This window comes from Reyranella sp., assembly GCF_965249915.1.
GTDB lineage: Bacteria > Pseudomonadota > Alphaproteobacteria > Reyranellales > Reyranellaceae > Reyranella.
Map to the genome: position 1 here is coordinate 3,211,786 of NZ_OZ252257.1, position 20,488 is coordinate 3,232,273.

General features: G+C 67.9%; 18 protein-coding genes. 7 read left to right on the forward strand and 11 right to left on the reverse strand.

Annotated features, from left to right (window positions below; genetic code table 11):
• Positions 1 to 4: 4 nt before the first annotated feature.
• Positions 5 to 1,444 (reverse strand): MFS transporter, encoded by a 1,440-nt coding sequence (locus tag ACP15H_RS15975; RefSeq protein ID WP_425067173.1) that lies wholly within the window; start codon positions 1,442 to 1,444, stop codon positions 5 to 7.
• Positions 1,445 to 1,639: 195 nt separating this feature from the next.
• Between ACP15H_RS15975 and ACP15H_RS15980 the strand changes: the two genes are divergently transcribed.
• Complete coding sequence (locus ACP15H_RS15980) at positions 1,640 to 2,929, forward strand: MFS transporter (RefSeq protein ID WP_425067174.1); 1,290 nt, start codon at positions 1,640 to 1,642, stop codon at positions 2,927 to 2,929.
• Here ACP15H_RS15980 and ACP15H_RS15985 read toward each other — a convergent pair.
• The 3 genes from ACP15H_RS15985 to ACP15H_RS15995 form a co-directional block, all read right to left on the reverse strand.
• Positions 2,926 to 3,729, reverse strand: a complete 804-nt coding sequence (locus ACP15H_RS15985) for an SDR family NAD(P)-dependent oxidoreductase (RefSeq protein WP_425067175.1) — start codon at positions 3,727 to 3,729, stop codon at positions 2,926 to 2,928. The two genes, ACP15H_RS15980 and ACP15H_RS15985, sit on opposite strands and share 4 nt — an antisense overlap.
• Before the next feature lie 86 nt (positions 3,730 to 3,815).
• Positions 3,816 to 4,334, reverse strand: coding sequence for a DUF1993 domain-containing protein (locus tag ACP15H_RS15990; protein WP_425067176.1), 519 nt, complete (start codon positions 4,332 to 4,334; stop codon positions 3,816 to 3,818).
• Positions 4,335 to 4,412: 78 nt separating this feature from the next.
• Complete coding sequence (locus ACP15H_RS15995) at positions 4,413 to 5,552, reverse strand: aromatic ring-hydroxylating oxygenase subunit alpha (RefSeq protein WP_425067177.1); 1,140 nt, start codon at positions 5,550 to 5,552, stop codon at positions 4,413 to 4,415.
• Positions 5,553 to 5,688: 136 nt separating this feature from the next.
• Here ACP15H_RS15995 and ACP15H_RS16000 point away from each other — a divergent pair, with 136 nt between their 5' ends.
• On the forward strand, positions 5,689 to 6,459 hold the full coding sequence (locus tag ACP15H_RS16000) for a hypothetical protein (protein WP_425067178.1): 771 nt from the start codon (positions 5,689 to 5,691) through the stop codon (positions 6,457 to 6,459).
• 63 nt (positions 6,460 to 6,522) lie between these two features.
• Here the strand turns inward: ACP15H_RS16000 and ACP15H_RS16005 are convergent, their stop codons facing one another.
• Positions 6,523 to 7,098, reverse strand: a complete 576-nt coding sequence (locus tag ACP15H_RS16005) for a BON domain-containing protein (RefSeq protein WP_425067179.1) — start codon at positions 7,096 to 7,098, stop codon at positions 6,523 to 6,525.
• A gap of 316 nt (positions 7,099 to 7,414) precedes the next feature.
• Between ACP15H_RS16005 and ACP15H_RS16010 the strand changes: the two genes are divergently transcribed.
• Positions 7,415 to 7,681: a DUF6496 domain-containing protein gene (locus tag ACP15H_RS16010; protein ID WP_425067180.1), complete on the forward strand. Its 267-nt coding sequence runs from the start codon at positions 7,415 to 7,417 to the stop codon at positions 7,679 to 7,681.
• Between the two features lie 27 nt (positions 7,682 to 7,708).
• On the opposite strand, the gene ACP15H_RS16015 is transcribed toward ACP15H_RS16010, so the two are convergent.
• From ACP15H_RS16015 to ACP15H_RS16030, 4 genes are read right to left on the reverse strand one after another with little or no spacing between them, the layout of a single operon-like run.
• The gene (locus tag ACP15H_RS16015; protein ID WP_425069908.1) at positions 7,709 to 8,725 is read right to left on the reverse strand and encodes an ATP-dependent DNA ligase; all 1,017 of its coding nucleotides are present in this window, start codon (positions 8,723 to 8,725) and stop codon (positions 7,709 to 7,711) included.
• A gap of 25 nt (positions 8,726 to 8,750) precedes the next feature.
• Positions 8,751 to 9,440: an endonuclease/exonuclease/phosphatase family protein gene (locus ACP15H_RS16020; protein ID WP_425067181.1), complete on the reverse strand. Its 690-nt coding sequence runs from the start codon at positions 9,438 to 9,440 to the stop codon at positions 8,751 to 8,753.
• Positions 9,437 to 11,677: a VTT domain-containing protein gene (locus tag ACP15H_RS16025; protein ID WP_425067182.1), complete on the reverse strand. Its 2,241-nt coding sequence runs from the start codon at positions 11,675 to 11,677 to the stop codon at positions 9,437 to 9,439. Before ACP15H_RS16025 ends, ACP15H_RS16020 begins: the two co-directional genes overlap by 4 nt.
• 54 nt (positions 11,678 to 11,731) lie before the next feature.
• Complete coding sequence (locus tag ACP15H_RS16030; RefSeq protein WP_425067183.1) at positions 11,732 to 13,849, reverse strand: adenylate/guanylate cyclase domain-containing protein; 2,118 nt, start codon at positions 13,847 to 13,849, stop codon at positions 11,732 to 11,734.
• A gap of 316 nt (positions 13,850 to 14,165) precedes the next feature.
• On the opposite strand from ACP15H_RS16030, the gene ACP15H_RS16035 reads away from it, so the two are divergent.
• The 4 genes from ACP15H_RS16035 (at position 14,166) to ACP15H_RS16050 (ending at position 17,901) form a co-directional block, all read left to right on the forward strand.
• Positions 14,166 to 14,288: a hypothetical protein gene (locus ACP15H_RS16035; RefSeq protein WP_425067184.1), complete on the forward strand. Its 123-nt coding sequence runs from the start codon at positions 14,166 to 14,168 to the stop codon at positions 14,286 to 14,288.
• Between the two features lie 33 nt (positions 14,289 to 14,321).
• Positions 14,322 to 15,110 (forward strand): YggS family pyridoxal phosphate-dependent enzyme, encoded by a 789-nt coding sequence (locus tag ACP15H_RS16040; protein ID WP_425067185.1) that lies wholly within the window; start codon positions 14,322 to 14,324, stop codon positions 15,108 to 15,110.
• 101 nt (positions 15,111 to 15,211) lie between these two features.
• Positions 15,212 to 16,576 carry an LLM class flavin-dependent oxidoreductase gene (locus tag ACP15H_RS16045; RefSeq protein WP_425067186.1) on the forward strand — a complete coding sequence of 455 codons (1,365 nt, stop codon included), beginning with the start codon at positions 15,212 to 15,214 and terminating at the stop codon, positions 16,574 to 16,576.
• Entirely contained in the window at positions 16,573 to 17,901 is a 1,329-nt protein-coding gene (locus ACP15H_RS16050) for an LLM class flavin-dependent oxidoreductase (protein ID WP_425067187.1), read from the forward strand. Before ACP15H_RS16045 ends, ACP15H_RS16050 begins: the two co-directional genes overlap by 4 nt.
• Before the next feature lie 7 nt (positions 17,902 to 17,908).
• On the opposite strand, the gene ACP15H_RS16055 is transcribed toward ACP15H_RS16050, so the two are convergent.
• Both ACP15H_RS16055 and ACP15H_RS16060 read right to left on the reverse strand, forming a co-directional pair.
• On the reverse strand, positions 17,909 to 19,513 hold the full coding sequence (locus ACP15H_RS16055) for an ABC transporter substrate-binding protein (RefSeq protein ID WP_425067188.1): 1,605 nt from the start codon (positions 19,511 to 19,513) through the stop codon (positions 17,909 to 17,911).
• Positions 19,514 to 19,607: 94 nt separating this feature from the next.
• The gene (locus ACP15H_RS16060; protein ID WP_425067189.1) at positions 19,608 to 20,414 is read right to left on the reverse strand and encodes a glycoside hydrolase family 25 protein; all 807 of its coding nucleotides are present in this window, start codon (positions 20,412 to 20,414) and stop codon (positions 19,608 to 19,610) included.
• Positions 20,415 to 20,488: the final 74 nt, after the last annotated feature.

Sequence of the window (20,488 nt, forward strand, 5' to 3'; positions counted from 1 at the left end):
GACGTTAGCGCTCGGTAGAGCCAGCCTGCCGCGACACCAGCGACGCCACGATCGCCACGATGGCGAAGGCCGCCAGCACCAGCAGGCTGCCGGCCACCGCCTCGACGAAGGCCGGCCCCATCCGGTCGTCATGGCCAGAGAGGCCGAGGCGCCACGACAGCATCGAGGAAGCGGCCGAGACGCCGATGCAGCTTCCCAGCACCCGTCCGAGATTGACCAGCCCGCCGGCGGACGAGGCATGGCCCTTGGGCGCGGCATCGATGGTGGCGTGGCTGTTGGGCGCCAGGAACAGGCCGAGCCCTGCCCCGAACAGAGCGAGCGCGACCAGGCGCACCACCAGCCGGTCGGGCCCGAAGGCAATCGCGACGAGCGCCAGGATCGCCGCCAGGCACAGCGTCATGCCGGCGGCGCCGACCCAGCGGGCCGTGAAGCGCTGGCCGAGGCGCGCGCCGAGCGGTGCCACCAGCCCCAGCAGGATGGGGATGGTGGCGAGCTTCAGCCCCGCCACGTGCGCCCTGTTGTCGAGCCCCTTCACGAAGGCGAAGGACATCAGGAACAGCATGCCGTAGAGCAGCGCGTAGCCCATCACCACGCCGATGAAACCCGCCGAGAAGTCGCGCGCGCGGAACAGCTCGATATCGACCACCGGCCAGCGCGTCTTCCACTCGCGCCTCAGGAACAGCACGAGGAACAGGACCGATGCAGCCGCGCAGGCCAGCATCGACGGCGAGGCCAGCGGCCAGACGGACACCTGCGTCAGCGCGAGCACGCCCAGCCCGATCGCCGGCACCAGCAGGACCGCACCCGCGAGGTCGAAGGTCTCGTCGCGCTTCACGTCCACGTCCCGCGAGCGCGGCAGGACCAGCCAGCCCAGCACGAAGGCCAGCAGGCCGAACGGCACCGCCGCCCAGAAAATCCAGCGCCAGCCCAGCAGTTCGAGCAGGAAGCCGCCCACGATCGGCCCGGTGCTGACGCCGACCGCCTGCGCCGTGGTGAACCAGCCGATCGCGTGGGGGCGCTTCTCCGGGGGCACCGCCGTCACCAGGATCGTCATGCTGTTGGCGCCCAGCAGCCCGCCGCCCACGCCCTGCAGCGCCCGCAGCGCCACGAGCTGATCCAGCGTCTCGGCCCAGCCACAGAGCAGCGACGCCACGGTGAACAGCGCGAACCCCAGGAGATAGGGCAGCTTGCGCCCCATCATTTCCGAGACCCGGCCCGACACAGCGAGGCTTGCGGCAAAGGCCAGCAGATAGGCGATGGCCACCCAGCGCACCGCGTCCACCGGCACGTCGAACCCGTCCGCCAGCCGCGGTAACGCAAGCTGCACGATGCTGGCATCGAGCTGCCCGATGAATGCGCCGGCACAGGTGACGCCGACGATCAGCCACGGATGGATCGCCAGTCGTTCGAGGAAGCGCAGCGGCGGCGGTTCGAGGGAGGCCATGGTCGCTGCGTGTGTAGCCGCCCCGCATGATCCGACGGAAGCAGTCGCATGGCCGCAACCGCATCCGGCGGGCGGAATGATGAGGCGCGCCGCGATTGCGGGGCCCCTCCTCTGTCGATAGCACTGAGGTCAACGAACCAACGCGCCACCGGCTGGGCCGGATGAGAAAGCGGGAATGGAAAGAGGAAACGCTTCGTGACGTCGCCCGGCATGAGCAGGGCCATCCGGCGGCAGGCCGTCATTATCGTGGCGACCCTGGCGACCGCCTATGTCGCCAGCCATTTCTTCCGCGCGGCCAACGTCACGATCGGGCTCGACCTGATGCGCGACCTCGGCATTGGGCCGGAGGCGCTGGGCGCGCTGACGGGCGCGTTCTTCTTCGGCTTCTCGGCCATGCAGATCCCCTGTGGCTTCCTGTTCGACCGCTACGGGCCGCGCCGCACGGTGACGGGGATGCTGGCGGTCGCGGTGATCGGTGCGGCGCTGTTCACCCTGGCGCCGGCCTGGCCGCAGCTGCTGGCAGGCCGGGCGCTGATGGGCGCGGGCTTCGGCGTCATGCTGATCGGCAGCATGGTGGTGATCTCGCGCTGGTTCCCGCCCGACCGGTTCGCGACCCTGGCGGGTGTCGTGCTCTCGGTCGGCCTGCTGGGCAACCTGCTCGCCACCACGCCGCTCGCCTGGGGCACCGAGATGATCGGCTGGCGCGGCGTATTCGCGATCATGGTGGCTTTCACCGCGCTGGCGGCGCTCGGCGTCTGGGTGATCGTGCGCGATGCGCCGCCCGGCCATCCCTTCCTCGCGCGCACGCCCGAGACCGCGGCCGAGATGATCCAGGGGCTGGGCGAGGTGCTGAAGAACCCGCAGCTCAAGTTCATCATCGCGCTCAATTTCTGCAACTACGCCTGCACCTTTACCGTGCAGGGCCTGTGGGGCGGCCCGTTCCTGCGCGAAGTCCACGGACTGACGCGCGTGGAATCCGGCAACGTGCTGCTGGTCGCGGTGATCGCCTACCAGATCGGCATGCTGACCATCAGCCCGCTCGACCGCGTGTTCGACACGCGCAAGCGCATCGCCATCACCGGGACCTTGCTGATCGCCGCGATCCTGGCGACGCTCGCTCTCTGGGCGAAGGCGCCGCTCTGGGTCGCGGTGGGCGCGATCGCCGGCATCGGCTTCCTGAGCGCCTCCAGCACCATGGTGATGACCCATGGCCGCGGCATCTTTCCCGACCGGCTGATCGGCCGCGGCATCGCCACCATGAACACCAGCGTGATGCTGGGCGTGGCCTGCATGCAGACCCTGTCGGGCGTCATCGTCGGCGCCTTCGCGCCCCTGCCCGACGGCGCCCGCTCCGAGGAGGCCTACCGCACCCTGTTCGGCTTCATGGTCGTGGTGCTGCTGCTCGCCGTGACGGTCTACAGCCGCTCGCGCGACATCCGCCCCAGCGACGAACTGCGGGCGCGGCAGGCTGCGCTGAAAGCCTAGGCGAGCCCCAGGCCCATGCCGCCATCGACGCGCAGGATCTCGCCGGTGATGAACTGCGCCTCGTCGGAGGCGAGGAACAGCGCGGCGTAGGCGGTGTCGTGGCCGGTGCCCATCTTGCCGCGCAGCGGCACCATGGCGTTGCGCTCGGCGCGGACTTCCTCCGTCGGGCGGCCGGTCGCCTGGGCGATGCCGGTGATCGCCATCGGCGTGTCCATGAAGCCCATCATGATGGCGTTGGCGCGGATGCCGTGGCGCGCATTGGACTGGGCCACATGCGTCGTGAGCCGGTTCACCGCCGCCTTCGAAATCTCGTAGGCCATCTGCGTCGCGCCGCTGGTGGCGGCCAACGACGAGATGTTGACGATCGAACCGGACTTCTGCGCCCGCATCACCGGGATCGCCGCCTTGATCGTGTGCCACATGCCCTTGAGATTGACGTCGAGGATGCGGTCGAACACGCGTTCCTCGATGCGGTGGGCGGGCCCATCGCCGCCGCCACCGATGCCGACATTGTTGATCAGGATGTCGATGCGGCCGTAGCGCGACATGGCGAGCTTGACGATGCGGGCGCAATCGTCGGCCACCGTGATGTCCGCCTCCATCGACGAGACGACGGCCCCGGTGGACGAGATGTCCTTGGCCGTCTTCTCTGCCCGCTCGCCGCTCCGGTCGACGCAGAGGACCGACGCGCCCTCGCGTGCCAGCAGGCCGGCAATGGCGGTGCCGTTGCCGATCGTTTCGCCCGGAGTCTGTCCCGCGCCGACGACGACGGCGATTTTTCCTTCAACCCGCTTAGTCATGTCTCTTCCCTTGAAAAACCGGTGCCGCCCTCGCCGCCTACGTCATCGCGTTCGGAACGGTTGCTCCGTTCATTGTCCCCGGTGCGTTATGCCGGTTCACGATAGGGCATGTCGCCCAGGTAGTTTCGCTTGCCGACCGGAACGCCGTTGTGGCGGAGGATCGCGTAGGTCGTGGTGACGTGGAAGTAGAAATTCGGAATCACGTGCTGGACGAGGAATTCCTCGCCCGAGAGCGACTTGCCGTTCCAGCGCGGCTGGGTGATGCGGCGCTCGGCCGCCCCGGCGAACGATTGCGCCGTGAAGCCCTTCAGATAGGCGACGGTGCCTTCGATGCGCGCCTTGATCTCGCCCAGCGTCGCTTCGGTATCGGCGTTGACGGGGGCATCCTTCTCGGTGCCCGCCAGACGCGCGGCGCCGAGCTTGGCGGTGTCGCAGGCCGTCTGGATCTGCTTGATCAGGTTGAACTGATCGGGCGCCAGGCGCGCCTGCAGCAGGACGGCGACATCGAACTTCTTTTCGCCGGCATACTTCTCGGCCTCGTTCAGGATGACCAGCAGATTGCCCAGCATCTTGCTGAACTGGGAGACGACGAGCGTGTGGATCATGCGAACCTCGGAGCGAACGGGTGGATGGGTGCGCAGGCCCTACGCGATTCCATCGACGGCCGCCAGCGCGCTGGCTCGTTAGCTTCGTGCCGCCTTCAGCATCTCGACATGTTCCGCGAGGTGCCGGTGGAAGTGGCCGATCGCCTGCTCGTAGTGACCGAAGGTGAAATGCGTGTTGGCGCCCGACGCGAGGCCGGCCTGGATTTCGCGGGCGGCGTGGCGGTCTTCGAGGATGCCACTCTCCTGCACGAAGTTGGCATCCTTGCGCGCCTGCTCGATGTCGAGCGGCTTGCCGTTCTTGATGCGCGGCGCGAGCTGGTAGACGACCCAATGCGTCTCCGACGGCGACACCGGCTCGAGGATGATCAGGATGGCGTGGCTCGACAGCACGCTGACATGGGTGTTGGGGAAGAGCTGGTGGACATCGGTGATGCGGCCCTGCGTGCTCCACTCCTCGCGCGGGATGCTGCGCAGCTTCTCGATGCGGCGGAACGGGAAGACGATGCGCGAATTGCGGCCGTGCAGCTCGACGACGTTGAGGTTGTCGTAGCCGTAGGGGAAGAACGACTGATTGTGCAGCGCCTTGATGTGGTAGCCCTCCATCGAGGTCTCGCCCAGCACCTTCCAGTTCGCCTTGTCGTCGAACTCGATCTTGTTGAACAGCACGTAGTCGTCGGTCAGCACCTCCGGCAGGTCGCCCAGCGGTCCGTCCGACAGCGGTTCGTCCTGCGTCACGAAGACGATGCCGTTCCTCTCCTGAACCGAAGCCACCGGCACCAACCCATGCGCTTGCTTGTCGAGGCCGGGAAAACCGTCCTCGCCCGGAATGTGCCGCAGTGAGCCGTCGAGCCCGTAGGTCCAGGCGTGATAGGGGCAGGCGAAGGCGCGCTTGCAGCCCTCGCCCTCTTCCAGCTTCATGCCGCGGTGGCGGCAGGCGTTGCGAAAGCCGCGCACGACGCCGTCGGTGCCGCGCACGACGAGCAACGGCGTGCCGACCGTCGTGCGCGCGATGTAGGAGCCCGGTTCAGGCAAGGCCGCCGAAGGACAGAAGGCCATCGGCACACGTCGCAGCACCTCGATTTCGGCCGCAAAGCGCTCGGGCGAATGATAGTTCTCGACCGGCTCGCGCCAGACCACACTGCCCTTGTCCGTCGTCTTGCCGTCGATGTGCGCCAGGATGCGATCGATCAGGTCGGTTTCGTTCAGCAGCGCGGCCATTCTTCGTCCTCCTGCAAGCGGGCGGGCGATACTATGGCCGGTGCCTTCGACGAGGCAATAAACCGAGCCCGCCACGCGAGACCGCGGAACACGACGCGGAACGGGCGCCGGGCGTGCGGACCTGCTATCAGGTGGGATGCTGGATCGCTCGTACCTGATCATCTGCTTGTTCGCGCTGGTTGCCATGTTCGGTGGCGGACTGATCGGGCTCTATGTCGCGCGTGCCCTGCCCGAGCACCACCTGACCAAGGAGTCGGGCGCCGTGGTCAAACTGGCGGCGGCGATCGTGGCGTCGCTGACCTCGCTCGTCCTGGCGCTCATGCTGTCGGCCGCCAACGGGGCCTATTCGGTCAACGCCGGCATCGTCACCAAGCTCGGCGCCGACATCGTCCAGCTCGACCATCTGCTGCGCGCCTACGGGCCGGAGGCGAGCGAGGCGCGCGCCAGCCTGCGCGCCTATGCCGGGCACAAGAGCGAGGAATTGTTTCCCGCCAGCCCGCCGCCGCATGTCGATGCGCGGCGCAGCGCCGACCTTCTGGACAGGCTTGCCGACTCCATCATGTCGCTCGAGCTTGCCGACCGGCGGCACACGGCGCTGGCCAATCAGGCGCTCAGCCTCACCAACCAGATCTATGCCGAGCGCTGGCTGTTGTGGGAGAATCCCGGCACGACGGTGCCCACCCCGTTCCTCTTCGTGCTGATCTTCTGGCTGTTCCTGGTGTACCTGAGCTTCGGCGTGTTCGCCCCGCCCAACCTGACGGTGGTCGCGAGTCTCTTTCTCTCCTCGCTCGCGGTGACGGGCGCGATCTTCCTGATCCTGCAGCTCGGCGATCCGATGCATCACAGCTGGTTGCGGATCTCCGGCGAACCGCTGCAGCGCGCGATGTCGGAGATCGCCCGCCCCTGACGCGGGGTGCTCGCAGGCGCAAGCGAGAGCGGCACGCACCCTGCCGCAGCGCGCCCTGCCCGTTCAGCGCCCGGCCGCGTCGCGTTCCTTCACCCTGATGTTGTTCTGGACGTCCCGCACGCCGGTCACCCGCTCGATCATGTCCTCGGCGTGCCGCTTGGCCAGGCGATCGGACACGGTGCCGGACAAAGTGACCTCGCCGTCCCTGACCTGCACGTCGATCTCGCCGGCATCAAGCATCGGATCGTCGGTGAGGGAGTCGCAGACATCTTCGCGGATTCGGTCGTCGGAGCGCCTGTAGCCCTTCGGCCCCTTGCCGCGGTGATCTTCCTGGCCGGAGGCGCCAATACCGTAGCCTCCGCCCATGCCGGCATGTTCGCTGCCGTATCGCCCCGCGCTGCCACGCCCGGGTTGGCCGTTGCCGCCATGGCCCGGACCGTAGCCGTCACCATAGCCGTAGCCGCGCGCGCCGCCTGCCACGCCGCCCGAGGACATGTCGTCATGTTCGTATTCGCCGCGGCCATAGGAAGGGCCGTCCCCCGGACCATGAAGGCGACTGCCGGACTGAGGCGGGCGGGAGTCCGCGCGATCATTGCGCGGGTCGTTGCGAAAACGATGGTCGTCGTCGTGCCGTGTCATTCGCTCCTCCGTGGGTAGGACCGGCCGCTCTCATGATCGCCGGCACCGGAGGAATGCACCCGCGTGCCTTCCGTTGCCGTCGGCGGCAACCGATCGGTCCCGGCGCGCATTGATAAAGGGCAGGAGAGCCACACGTTTCGTTGGCGACGGTCGAACGCTTCGTTCCTGGCGTCCCCTGCGGAAAGCCCGCACCCTTCGTCCATCGCAAAATGTGCAAAGGGGGTCGCGGGCTTTCCTTTGCCTTCTCGCCGGCGCGAGCATGCAGCCAAAACGCGATCACACCGTTTGCGACTGAACCCATCGAGATGGAGGAACCATGGCAAGATACTCCCGCAGCGCCAGCAAAGAAGTCGAGGCCGCGATGGAGCGCCGCAAGAAGGGGACGCTCAAGAGCGGACCCGGCGGCAAGGGCGGCACGGTGAAGAGCCGCGAGCAGGCCATCGCCATCGGTCTCTCGGAAGCACGCACCAAGGGCAAGAAGGTGCCGGCGAAGAAGAAGACGGCTGCCAGGAAGAAGACCACCGCCAAGAGGAAGACCGGCCCGAAGCGCAAGACGGCAGCAAATCGCAAGAAGAAGGTCTGATCGGCGCGCGCCCGCGTCGGCGCGTTCCTACTTCGACTTGAGAAGACGCATCACCCGCGACGGCCGCGCTTCCTGCACGAGTTGATCGAACGAACAGTCACGCGGCGCCTTATCGGGGCGCCAGCGCAGGAAGCCGGTGCCGTGGCGGAAGCGGTGCCCGGTCACGTGATCGTACTGCACCTCGACGACCAGCTTGGGCTTCAAGGGCACCCACTGAGCGGTGCGTTCCGTCGACCAGCGGCTGGGACCGCCCGGCGCATCGCCGGTGAAACCGCCGCCCTTCGACTTCTCGAGTTTCGCCGTCAGTGCCTTGCGGTCGAGGCCGCCCAATGCGGAGGTGAAGCCGACATGGTCGAGCCGGCCCGCCTCGTCGTAGAGGCCGAGCAGCAGCGAGCCGACTTCTTTTTTGCCGCCCTTGGTCGCCGTGGCGTAGCGGAAGCCGCCGACGACGCAGTCGGCACTGCGCAGGTTCTTGATCTTGAGCATGGCGCGCTCGCCCGCCTTGTAGGGCTCGTCGAGACGCTTGGCGACGACGCCGTCCAGCGTCCCGCTGCCGGCCCGGCTCAGCCATTTGCGGGCATCGGCAAGGCGTGTCGTCCTGGGCGACAGCCGCAGGTCCTCGACTTCGCCGAGCGCCGCGAAGAAACGCTCCAGAGCCGCGCGCCGCCCGGTCAGCGGTTCGGCGTGAAGGTCGCGTCCCGCCTCGTCCTCCAGAAGATCGAAGGCGATGAGGAGCGAAGGAGTCTCCTCGGCGAGGCGCTTGATGCGACTGGCCGCCGGATGCAGCCGCATCTGCAGCGCCTCGAAGGACAGGCCCTTGCCCACGACAATGACCAGCTCGCCGTCGAGCACGAAGCGCTTGTGCTTCAGGCGCCTCAGCGCCGCGACCATCTCGGGAAAGTAGCGGGACAGGCTCTTGCCCGAGCGGCCGAGCAGCTCGACCTTGTCCCCGTGCCTCAGCGCCAGGCAGCGGAACCCGTCCCATTTCGGTTCGTACTGCCAACCCTTGCCGTCGGGCAGGCCGTCGACCTGCCGGGCCTCCATCGCCACGGTGCCCGTGCGCGCCACGCTACACCTCGATGTCGGCGATCACCGGTAGGTGATCCGAAAGTTCGCGGGCACGGTGGTCGGTGGCGCTGCCGATCAGGGCCGACGCGGGCGACAGATAGATGCGGTCGAGCTGGAAGAGCGGCAGTTTTGCGGGAAAGGTGCGATGGCGGCTGAAGGCCGGCAGCGCACGCGCCAGGCCGCGGCGCACCGAGCCCGCCCAGAGCCAGTCGTTGAAGTCGCCCAGCGCGACGGTCGGCCGGTCGAGCCGGCCGAGCATTTTGAGCAACGCGATCGTCTGGCTGCGCCGCTCGCGCAACGCGAGGCCGAGATGCGTGGCAATCACGCGCAGCGACCCGTACGGCGTCACAACGTCGGTGCAGATGGCGCGCCGCGGCTCCCGTTCGGGGTAGGAGAGATCGTGGATCTGGATGTTCTCCAGCGGCCAGCGGCTGATCAGCGCCTGGCCGTATTCGCCGTCGGCGGTCACCACGGTCTTGGCGCCGATCCCGTGAGTGCCCAGGGCCTCCTGCAGCACGTCGAAGGGATTGCCGGCCTGGGCCTGACGGACGCGCCGCGAATCGATCTCCTGCAGCGCGACGATGTCGGGCGCATGGCTCTTCACCAGCTCGATCACGCGATCGAGGTCGAAGCGCGGGTTGCACCCGAGCGCGCCGTGGATGTTCCATGTCATCAACCGGACGGAGTTCAAGACGTCCTTTCCCCCAGCCGTGACACGATCGCCTGCGCCCCGAAGGACAGGCCGATCCAGCCGACGACGCAAAGCGCCAGCACGCCGATCTGACCGGCAGTGGGGTTGGCGAGCACTTTGGCGATGCGGTCGCCCATCAGCGCGATCGCGACCAGGCCCGGGCCCATGCCGATCAGCGTGCCGAGCGCGAAATCGACGAGGCGGATCGAGCCGGCGCCGGCGGCGAGATTGATCAGAGAGAACGGCGCCACCGGCACCACGCGCAGTGCTACCACGGCGACAAGACCACGCCGCTGGAGGCGGTCGCGCAGCCTGTCCCAGCGCTTGCCGAGCAGGCGTCTGGGCACCTCCTGCCCGAAGCGGGCGCCGATGGCGAACATGAGCCCCGCACTGGCCGCCACGCCGGCGGTGGCATAGAGCATGCCCCACCAGGGGCCGAACACCGCCGCCGTTGCCAGGATCAGGATGGTGACGGGAAACGCCACCGCACCGCCCAGTAGGAACAGCGCCACCACGACGCCCAGCGCCCACGGCTCGCCCTGCGCTCCTTCCATGAGCTCGCGGATATGGTCGGGATGGGCGAAGTCCTTCAGCCCGGTGAACTGCCAGGCGAGCGTCAGCAGGACGATCGACGCCAAGGCACAGGCTACGACGAGGCCCGCGCGGCCCAGCAGTCCCTCCTCGCTCTCGCCGCCGCTTGCTGGCGGTCGCGGCGCCTCGACCTCTTTGTTCTCGCGGGCAGCGCGACGGTCCTCGCGCCTGGCGAGCCGGCGGCCGATGGTCCGGCTGCCATGGAACAGCAGGCGCGGCAGCAGGCGGCCGGCCAGACGCCCGAGGCGCAGCGGCCGCGCCGGATCGGCAACCCGCTCGGCCAGCCGCGCGAACAGCGCGCGGTCGGGCTGACCATCGTCGATCGGACTGAGACAGTGACCGTTGCCGCAGAGCGAATCGGCCACGCGCACGAGCGATCCCCGCTGCGCGAGGGCGCCCGCGACTTCTTCCGCCGACACGCCGCAATGCTCGCCGAGAAGGCGGTCGCGCAGGCGCACGATGGCGGCGCGCTCTCGGTCCGACGCCGCCTCGATCGCCAGATCGCACTCGGTATCGGCGCCCATCGAGCGGTTGTTGAGATTGGCCGAGCCGACCCTCAGAAACCAATCGTCGATCACCATGATCTTGGAATGGATCATCGTGTAGGTGGAGGAGCCGTCCTTGCCATCCGGCGTCTCGATCGAAGGATAGAGCAGCCGCACCCGGTCGCCGCCGGCCGCCTTCACGGTGCGCCAGAAGCGGATGCGGCCATTGCGCATGGTGCGCCGTTCGATGAACGAATCATGGCTGCGCGGCGCCACCATCAGCACCTCGAGCTCCGGCCGCTCGCGCAGCCGGCGGGCCAGCGCCGACGCTACCACGCCCGAGGTCATGAACTGGTTCTCGATGTAGATCGTGCGCTCGGCGCGGGCGATGCTTTCGACGAACAGCGCCTCGACCTCGCGCACTTCCTGTTCGAGATGATAGCGCGGCTGGGTACGCGCGATCGCGACCTCGACGTCGGTGAAGTGCGGCTCGCAGGTGCTCGGCCAGGGATCGCCTTCCGGGTGGACCTCAGGCTCCCCGCCGTTGGCGTGGCACCAGCGCGCCCGCGCCAGCAGCGCCAGCGCCCGCGCCGCCGGGCCATCGACCATCATCTGGACGTCATGGAACGGCCGGTAAGGCTCGCCGCCGGGATCGACGCGGCGGGCGTTGTCGGGATCGTGACCGCTGGTGTCCCAGCGCCGGATGGTGAGATCGAGGCCACCCGAGAAGGCCAGCGCATCGTCCACCACCACCAGCTTCTGGTGCTGCGAGGATCCGAAGGGCACCGTCGAATCGAGGCAGAAGGTGACCTGCGGCGGCATCTGCCAGTTGAGGAAGAGTTGCGGCAGGGGCTCGCGCTCATGCGCGTAGACCAGGGAGTAGTCCCAGAGCAGGAGATGGATCCGCAACTCCGGCCGGCGCTTCAGCAACTCGGTGAGAAAGCCCGCGAAGTCGGTCGGCAGCCCGTCCTCGGGCGGCTGCTCCCCCACCAGCTCGGTCCGGCTGTCGATGTCCCAGCCGACGATGAAGATCGTGCGCCGGGCCTGCAGGAAGGCCTGGCGAACAGCCGCGAAGAACGCCGCGCCATCGACCAGGACGGCCGCCCTGGGGGCGTGCTCGACCTTCCACACGGTGCGTCCGGGCTGAAAAAGGGGCGACATGGCGCCTATAACGCCGGCCGGCCGCCAATGATCCGGCGACGAATCGCCGTCTTCCTATTTCGTCTCGAAGCGCCAGGTAGCCTTCCACGGCGAGCGCGGTGGCGCGTCTACCCATTGTCTGCAGCGTCCGAGCAGGACCCGGGCCGGTCCGTCGCCGGGCCGCAGCTGCGTGGCTTCCTGAAACAGCGCCGAGGCCTCGGCGAAGGCGCCCTTGGAATAGGCCGCCTGGGCGCGATCCCACAGGGCGGTGAACGGATCGCCTTCGCCCTCGTGCCCCTCGGCCACCAGCTCGAAGAGGTCGATCGGATCGTCGGTGCCCGCCGGGATCACCCGTTCGATGAAGCGCCAGGTGAAGAGTTCGCGCGTCAGTGCCACGACCTCGCCGCTGGCCAGGACATGGGTTCCGTAGACCTTGTTCAGCCCCTCGATCCGCGAGGCCTGGTTCACGATCGTGCCGACCAACGTGTAGTTGATGCGGTCGCGGGCACCGACATTGCCGATGACCGCGAGGCCGGTGTGCAGCCCGAAGCGGGTGCGGAAGACCGGCCGGTCCCGCCGCTGCCATTTCTCGACCAGGTCCTGGCTCGCCGCCGCGGCCCGCAACGCCGCGCGACAGGCGTTCTCGACATGCCGCTCGTCGGGCTCGGGCGCGTTCCAGAAGGCCATGATGCTGTCGCCGATGAACTTGTCGATCGTGCCGTGGCTCGCGGAGATCGGCGCCGTCAGCGCATCGAAGTAGCGCGACAGGCGGCCGGTCAGGACCTGGGGCGACAGGCCCTCGCTGATGCGCGAGAAGCTCTCGATGTCGGAGAACATCACCGTCACCTGGCGCTGCGCGCCGCCGACGCCCGCCGTCTCCGGCGAGCGCATGATCTGGCGCACGAGGTTCTTTGCGACATAGCGGCCGAAGATCTCCAGCCCGTCGCGCATGCGCTCGACGGCGTCGGAGAGCTGCTGGACCTCGCGGATCCGGCTGACGATGGGTGTGCGATCGGTGAAATCGAGGTCGCGGATGCTGTCGGTCTTGTGGGCGATGCGGCCGATCGCGCGGGACATGAACACGGCGCCGGCAAGGACCGCCAGCACGGCGAGCAGGATGCAGACGGCGGCCGTCGCGCCCGAGACGAGGAGCAGCCGGCGGGATTCGGCGGTGATCTCGGCGATCGGCACAGCGGCGCCGACGTAGAAGCGCTCGTTGAACACCGCCGGCATCGGATCGACGAGCATCTCCCAGTCCATGCCGCCGACCCGAAGCCGTATGTCGAGGCGGCGATCGCTGTGGTGCGAGACGTCGGCAAGCTCTCGACGCAACAGCTCGCGCATGGCCGGATCGGCCGGCACGCAGGCGGGATCGCGCACCGCACAGTTCGACGAATCGGCCAGGATGTTGCCGGCGTCCGTGGCCACCATGACGATGGCACCACGCGCCGGTTTGTGCCCGGCCGTGACCTGCGACAGCGCGTCCAGCGTGAAGTCGAAGGCAATCGCCCCCTCGTGCCGGCCGATCTGCGTCGCGACCGAAACGCCCTGGGTGCCCGAGACGGCGAAGGCGTAGGGCTCGGTGATGATCGAGCGGGTCGTTGCGTTCGCCTCCTTGTACCAGGGGCGATTGCGGGGATCGAAATCGAGGGAGCGGCTGGCTTCCGAGAGCGCGGCGCCATCGGCCGCCAGGAAGAACCAGCGCTCGGGACGCGCGCCCTCGCCGCCCGGCAGCGAGCGCGCGAACAGCACCGCTGTGCGCGGCACGTTCAGTTCCCGCTGCAGCGCTTCGGGCAGCTCGGCGATCCGGCCGACATAGTCGAAACTGCCATCCGCATAGCCCGCGTAAGCCGCGGCCATGATGGGATGATGGTCGAGCAGGATGGCGAGCTGCCGGCGTGACTCCACCCCGTTCGCGCCGTTCTCCACAGGTCCCGCCCGCCGCGAGAAAGCCGGCGTCACGGCCAGCGCTTGCTGGACATCGACCGTCGAGCGGATGTTGCTGCTGAGCCAGCCGGTCACCGATTCGTCGAGCGCCGCCATCCGGAGATCGATGTTGGCTTCCTCAAGCGTACTGGTCGTCTGCCACCCGAGAAGCAGAAGGGCGGCCGACAACAGGCCGACCACGACGAGCATCAGCGTCACGAGGCTGATGCTGAACGGCACGCCCCTGCGTTTCGGGGAGGAAGTCATGAGCAGCAGATACAGGCTGGGGCTGGTGCTGTCGCTGGAGCATTCGACAGTCTTAGTGAAGCAATGCTGCCGGTCGGCGTCGAACACCGCCCCTATTCCCCAAGCCTATCGCAGATGAAGCAAAGGTCCCTCACTGCGTTCGGGATGACACGTCTGTTTGACAGGCGCACGGCGCAAATCCCAACAAATTTGTCATCCCGAACGCAGTGAGGGACCTTTCGCCTTCCTGGAAACGCCAACCGATCCGCCTTTCCAAGCCATTTGCGAATGACCCACCCCTAATACCGGCAATACCTCCGGAACGCGGCGGCGCGACGTGCGTTCGGCACCCATGTTGGAAATCCTGGGTGGCCTGTTGTGGCCGGTCGTCATCGTGGTGTCGACCGTGTCGATCGCCGTCGGCATCGGCGTGTTCATAGCGACGCGCAAACTCGACTAGGGTATCTCTGCCGGACACTCCGGTTGGATACCCATGAACGCCTCTTCCGAACCCGCAAGCCTGACACCCGAAGACATCAAGCGCTTCGGACCCGATCCCTTCGCCATGTTCAGCCGCAACCTTGCCTCGGTGGAGGAGCGGATCGTGCAGGCCTGCGTGCGTGCCGGACGGCCGCGCGAGTCGGTGCGCCTGCTGCCGATCACCAAGACGGTGCCGGCACATGTCCTGCGTTTCGCCTATGCGGCTGGCATTCGCGACTTCGGCGAGAACAAGATCCAGGAAGCCGTGGCCAAGCGCGCCGAGCTTTCGGACCTCGCCATCGACTGGTGTATCGTGGGCCACCTGCAGACCAACAAGGTCAAGTTCCTGACCCGCTTCGCGCGCGAATTCCACGCGCTCGACAGCGTGCGCCTCGCCGAGGCGCTCAATACCCGCCTCGACAGGGAGGATCGCTCCCTCGACGTCTACGTCCAGGTGAACACGTCGGCGGAGGAGAGCAAATACGGCCTGCAGCCCGGCGAGCTGATCCCGTATCTCGACGAGCTCCGGCGCTTCCCGCGGCTGAAGCCGCGCGGGCTGATGACGCTCGCGGTGTTCAGCACCGATCTCGACAAGGTGCGTCCCTGCTTCGAACGCCTGCGCGAGCTGCGCGACACCGCCGTTCGCCACGATCCGGCGATCCGGGAACTGTCGATGGGCATGTCGAACGATTTCGAAGAGGCGATCGTGCAGGGCGCCGACGTCGTGCGCGTCGGCGAGGCGATCTTCGGCAAGCGCTCGACTCCCGACGGCCATTACTGGCCGGTAGCAGCGAAACCGTAGGCACGCCCTCTTAGGCCCGGTTCTTGCGACGGCGTCCGGCGAGGCTAGCGGTGATGCCGTACCAGCGGCGGCCGACGATACCCGAACGAGGAGCCGATGCCATGATGCATCTCGCCTGCATTCCCAATCTCGTTGGCGGCCATCTCGGCGGCTGGCGCCACAGGGACGCCTTCGACAAGCCGGTGATGAATCTCGAGGCCTTCATCGAGATGTCGCAGATCGCCGAGCGCGGGAAGTTCGACTGCGTGTTCCTGGCCGACGGCAATGGCGTGCGCGACATGGACCGCCCGGCCCTGTTCGCCGCCAATCATCCATCGGCGCGACCGTCCTTCTTCGAGCCGACGACCCTGCTCTCGGCCGTGTCGATGGTCACCAGACATATCGGCGTCGTCGCCACGGCGACCAGCACCTATGACGAGCCGTGGATGGTCGCCCGCCGCTTCGCCTCGATGGACCATATCAGCAAGGGCCGCGCCGGCTGGAACCTGGTCACGGCCTCCAATGCCGGCGACGCGCTGAACTTCGGCCGCAGCGAGCATATGGGCCGCGAGGACCGCTATGCGCGGGCCCAGGAATTCTACGAGGTGGTCACGGCCCTATGGGACAGCTGGGCCGACGACGCCTTCCCGCAGGACAAAGAGAGCGGCCAGTATCTCGACCCGACGCGGGTGCGTCCCATCGAGCATAGCGGCCCGCACTTCACGGTGAAGGGCCCGTTGAACATCTCGCGCACGCCGCAGGGCCGGCCCATCGTGTTCATGGCCGGCCAGTCTCCGCCCGGCGTCGAACTGGCGGCGCGCTATGCCGACGCGCTGTTCGGCGCCGGCACCACCAAGCAGGATTGCATCGACGCCTATGCCGACATCAAGGGCCGCATGGCGCGTTACGGCCGCGCGCCCGACATGCTGAAGATCCTGCCGGGCGTCAGTGTCTTCACCGGCCGCACCGCCGCTGAAGCGGAGGATCTGTACCTGGAACTGCAGTCGTTGATCTCGCCGGCGCTGGGCGTGCACTATCTCTCCAAGATGCTGGTGCACGATCTCGAGACCCTGCCGCTCGACGGCCCGCTGCCGTTCGACGACCTCGCAGAGGAGACGCTGGGCGGCAGCAGCCTGCGCCGCTACATCATCGACATGGCGCGACGCGACAACCTCACCGTCCGCGAGACCTACCAGCGCACGCTGCCGGCGCTGGGCGGCCCGGTGTTCAAGGGCAGCCCGACGCAGGTCGCCGACGAGATGGAGGATTGGTGGCGCAGCAAGGCCGGCGACGGCTTCACCATCATGGCGCCGGTCCAGCCGCGCGGCCTCAGCGACTTCGTCGACCTGGTCGTGCCCGAGCTGCAGCGCCGCGGAATCTTCCGCAAGGAGTACGAGACCACCACCCTGCGCGGCCATCTCGGCCTGCCCGAGGCGCCGAGCCAGTGGCAGGGCGAGCCGGCGAAAGCGGAGCGCGGCGCCGCATGATGGTTCTTGGCTTCACCGGCGGCGCGCTGGGTGGCCATCTCGGCGGCTGGCGTCATCGCGACGCCTTCCCGACCACCACGATGCAACTCCAGTGCATGGTCGAGATGGCGCAGATCGCCGAACGCGGCCAGCTCGACATGATGTTCCTGGCCGACGGCAATGGCGTGCGGCAGATGGACAAGCCGGCCCTGTTCGCCGCCAATAGCCCGTCCGATCGCCCGGCGGTGTTCGAGCCGGTGACCTTGTTCGCCGCCCTGGCGCAGCACACGACGAGGCTCGGCCTGGTCGCCACGGCGACCACCACCTACGAAGAGCCGTTCAGCATCGCCCGCAAGTTCGCCTCGCTGGATCACCTGAGCGCCGGCCGGGCCGGCTGGAACCTCGTCACGACCCAGTATGTCGAGGATGCGAAGAATTTCGGCCGCGACGAGCATATGGGTCGCGTCGAGCGCTACGAGCGGGCGCAGGAAAGCCTCGATGTCGTTCGCGCGCTCTGGGATTCCTGGGCGACCGACGCGTTCCTGCAGGACAAGGCGACGGGACAGTATCTCGATCCGGCGCGGGTGCGCCTGACCAATCACCGCGGCACGCATTTCGCGGTCAAGGGACCGCTCAATGTCGCCCGCACGCCGCAGGGCCAACCCGTGGTCTTCATGGCCGGCCAGTCGGAGGCCGGCAAGGAGCTGGCGGCCTATGGCGGCGAGGGCCTGTTCGGCACGGCCAGCAGCAAGGCGCAGGCCCAGAAGGAATATGCCGACATCAAGGGCCGCATGCCCAAGTACGGCCGCCCACCCGACGCGCTGAAGATCCTGCCCGCGCTCAGCGTGTTCGTCGGCCGCACCCGCGCCGAGGCCGACGACCTCTTTGAAGAACTGCAGGGCCTGATCGCCCCATCGCTGGCCGTCAGCTACCTGTCGAAGCTGGTGGGTTTCGACCTGAGCGACGCGCCGCTCGACGGGCCGATGCCGGCAAGCCCGGGCGAAAGCGTCGGCGGCACCGCGATCGGCCGCTCGGTGCTGGAAATGGCGGCGCGCGAGGGCCTGAGCGTACGCGGCACCTACGAGCGCGTCCTGCCGTCGATGGGCGGCAACATGGTGAAGGGCGATCGGGTCGAGGTCGCCGACATGATGGAGGATTGGTACACCGGCAAGGCGTGCGACGGGTTCATGCTCTCCATGCCCGTCCAGCCGCGCAGCCTGCGCGACTTTGTCGAGCTGGTCGTGCCGGAGCTCAAGCGCCGCGGCCTGCGTCCGCCGGACTACAGGGGCGCGACCCTGCGCGAAAACATGGGCCTGCCGATCCCGGCAGACCCTTTCTTGCCCTGAACCCCGGCTACTGGGTCTTCTCCGCGTTCCAGAACAGCATGGCCGTCATCGGCGGCAACCAGTCCCTGGTGCTCGTGCGGTAGGCGAACTGACCGTACCATTCGCCCAGCGGATAGTGCGTGCCGAGCGTGACGGCGCGGGTCTGGATCTCGTCGGCGATCGCCTTCTTCTTTGCGGCGTCGCCTTCCAGGGCGAACTGGTCGCGCAGCTCCTCGATCCGCTTGTCGCACGGCCAGCCGGGCGTTGCCTTCTCGCAGGAGGCGTTGAGGTTCTGCGACACGATCGGATCGGACGAATCCAGCGCGCCCCAGCTCGTCAGGAAGACGCTCCACCCGCCTTTGTCCAGCGCGTCGCGCTTGTTGGTGCGGGCCACCGTCGTCTGCCAGTCCATCGACTGCATGTCGACCTTGAAGCCGGCGCGCTCGAGCTGTGCCTTCGCCACTGGCGCCAGGTTCACGAGTGCCGGCAGGTCGGTCGTGTGCATCACCACCAGCGGCGTGCCGTCGTAGCCCGCTTCCTTCAGGAGCTCGCGCGCCTTGGCGACATTGCCTTCGAGCCGGCCGTCCATCGCCGTGGTGCTGGCCAGCGGCGTGCTGCAGATGAAGTAGGCCTTGCAGAGCTGGAAGAACTTCTCGTTGCCGATCTGGGCCTCAAGATAGGGGCGCTGGTCGATCGCATAGCCGATCGCCTCGCGGATCTTCGGGTTGTTGAGCGGCGGGTGCAGCCAGTTGAGGCGCAGCGTGTACTGGCCGGGATACTTGCCGCGCATGAAGGCGATCGACTTGTTCTTCTCGACCATCGGCGCCAGGTCGAGCGGCAGCGCCTCGATGGCATCGATCTCGCCGGTCATCAGCGCGTTGGCCGCCGTCTGGATGTCGGGCATCGCCAGCCATTCGATGCGGTCGAACTTGGCGACCTTGCCGCCGGCCAGGCCCGAGGCCGGCTCGGGCCGCGGCTTGTAGTTGGGATTCTTGACGTAGACGACCTTCTCGCCGGGCTTCCATTCGTCGGCCTTGAAGATCCACGGGCCCGAGCCGGTCGCATCCTTGATCTGCTGCGTGCCGGGCGTGTCGGAGACGCGCTTGGGCATCATGAAGGGCACGGTGCTGCCGGGCTTGGCCAGGGAGGCGATGACGAAGCCGTAGGGGTTCTTCAGCGTGAGCTTGAACGTCTTGTCGTCGACGACGTCGAACGATTGCGTGTGCTGCATCAGGCGCTGGCCGACGCCGTCGCGCTCGGCCCAGCGCTTGATCGACTGGATGCAGTCCTCGGCCTTGACCGGCACGCCGTCGTGCCACGCGAGGCCGTCGCGCAGCTTGAAGGTATAGACCAGCCCGTCCGGGCTCACCGTGTAGCTGTCGACCATCTGCGGCTGGGGCTTCAGGTCGGCATCGAGCGAGAACAGCGTGTCGTAAACGAGATAGGCATGCGTGCGCCCGATCTGCGCCGACACCCAGATGGGATCGATCACCTTGAGGTCGGAATGCATCACGACTTTCAGGGTCGAGGGCGGCTTCTGCGCCATCGCCGTGACGGGCAGCGCGGCCAGCAGCGCCGCCGCCGCTCCGCCGACCAGATGACCGAGGCCCCTGCGCCGTACGTTTGCCAGCATGCCAATCCCTCCGGGCGACCCGCGCCGTCGGAGAGGATGACGCAAAACGCGTGCTAGGTCACAGCTTCAAGATCACCCTCGCATCGAGGAGCGATTACGCGCCCCAGAACCTCTGCAGCTCGCTCGCGCCGCCGTTGAACAGGTTGCGGTCGCAATGGCTGACGCCCTGCACGATGTTGGTCTGGCCGTAGGCCGGCTTGCCCACGCTCTCGTCGCCGGCATATTGCCAGAGTCGCCAGCCCGTCTGCTCCCAGGCGACGGGAATCTCGGGCGAGTCGTGATAGTCGGCGATCCACAGGCCGCAGCGGGCGACGATCGAGTCCGGCGTGATACGCGCGCCGAGGCTGAGGTTGGAGTTCGGCAGCGGATCGCCGTTGGCCCAGGTCGGATGGACGTAGACCACCGGCAGCCGGCCGCTCGCCGTGGCCACGGCCTGCACGAACTCCTCGGCCTGGTCGAGCCGCATCGAGTTGCTGGGATTGTTCTCGTTGGCTTCGAGATCGAGCGCCAGCAGGGTGCGCGGGCCCGGCCGCGCCACCGAGAGAAAGTAGGCGGCCTGCCGCGCGCCCGAGGTCTGGCCCGTGCCGAAATGATAGGCGCCCCATAGCAGGCCCGCCGCCTCGGCCTGCGGCCGCCGGCCGGCATAGGCCGTGTCGAGATAGTCGCCGCCTTCGGTCGCCTTGTGGACGACGCCGAGCATGCCGCTGCGGCGTACCGCGCGGAAATCCGTGACCGTGACGCTGCGGCTGAGATCGATCACCGCGTCCAGACCCAGCATCGCCCGGTCCGGCGGCGGCGGCGCGATCGGATAGGGCATGGCGGTCGAAACCGGCTGTTGGGGGGTACACGCGGCGGCCGTCGTGGCGGCCAGGCCGGAGAGGATGGTTCGGCGGGAGATCATGGCGCGAGAGTACGACGTTCCGCGCGGGCGGCAAGACGGTCCCTGCAGGTCCGTGGCGGAACCGGTGCCGTGGA

Coding starts and splice junctions, on each gene's coding strand:
- ACP15H_RS15975 (WP_425067173.1), bottom strand. CDS start 1,444: ATGGCCTCCCTCGAACCGCCGCCGCTGCGCTTCCTCGAACGACTGGCG.
- ACP15H_RS15985 (WP_425067175.1), bottom strand. CDS start 3,729: ATGACTAAGCGGGTTGAAGGAAAAATCGCCGTCGTCGTCGGCGCGGGA.
- ACP15H_RS15990 (WP_425067176.1), bottom strand. CDS start 4,334: ATGATCCACACGCTCGTCGTCTCCCAGTTCAGCAAGATGCTGGGCAAT.
- ACP15H_RS15995 (WP_425067177.1), bottom strand. CDS start 5,552: ATGGCCGCGCTGCTGAACGAAACCGACCTGATCGATCGCATCCTGGCG.
- ACP15H_RS16000 (WP_425067178.1), top strand. CDS start 5,689: ATGCTGGATCGCTCGTACCTGATCATCTGCTTGTTCGCGCTGGTTGCC.
- ACP15H_RS16005 (WP_425067179.1), bottom strand. CDS start 7,098: ATGACACGGCACGACGACGACCATCGTTTTCGCAACGACCCGCGCAAT.
- ACP15H_RS16010 (WP_425067180.1), top strand. CDS start 7,415: ATGGCAAGATACTCCCGCAGCGCCAGCAAAGAAGTCGAGGCCGCGATG.
- ACP15H_RS16015 (WP_425069908.1), bottom strand. CDS start 8,725: ATGGAGGCCCGGCAGGTCGACGGCCTGCCCGACGGCAAGGGTTGGCAG.
- ACP15H_RS16025 (WP_425067182.1), bottom strand. CDS start 11,677: ATGTCGCCCCTTTTTCAGCCCGGACGCACCGTGTGGAAGGTCGAGCAC.
- ACP15H_RS16030 (WP_425067183.1), bottom strand. CDS start 13,849: ATGACTTCCTCCCCGAAACGCAGGGGCGTGCCGTTCAGCATCAGCCTC.
- ACP15H_RS16040 (WP_425067185.1), top strand. CDS start 14,322: ATGAACGCCTCTTCCGAACCCGCAAGCCTGACACCCGAAGACATCAAG.
- ACP15H_RS16045 (WP_425067186.1), top strand. CDS start 15,212: ATGATGCATCTCGCCTGCATTCCCAATCTCGTTGGCGGCCATCTCGGC.
- ACP15H_RS16050 (WP_425067187.1), top strand. CDS start 16,573: ATGATGGTTCTTGGCTTCACCGGCGGCGCGCTGGGTGGCCATCTCGGC.
- ACP15H_RS16055 (WP_425067188.1), bottom strand. CDS start 19,513: ATGCTGGCAAACGTACGGCGCAGGGGCCTCGGTCATCTGGTCGGCGGA.
- ACP15H_RS16060 (WP_425067189.1), bottom strand. CDS start 20,414: ATGATCTCCCGCCGAACCATCCTCTCCGGCCTGGCCGCCACGACGGCC.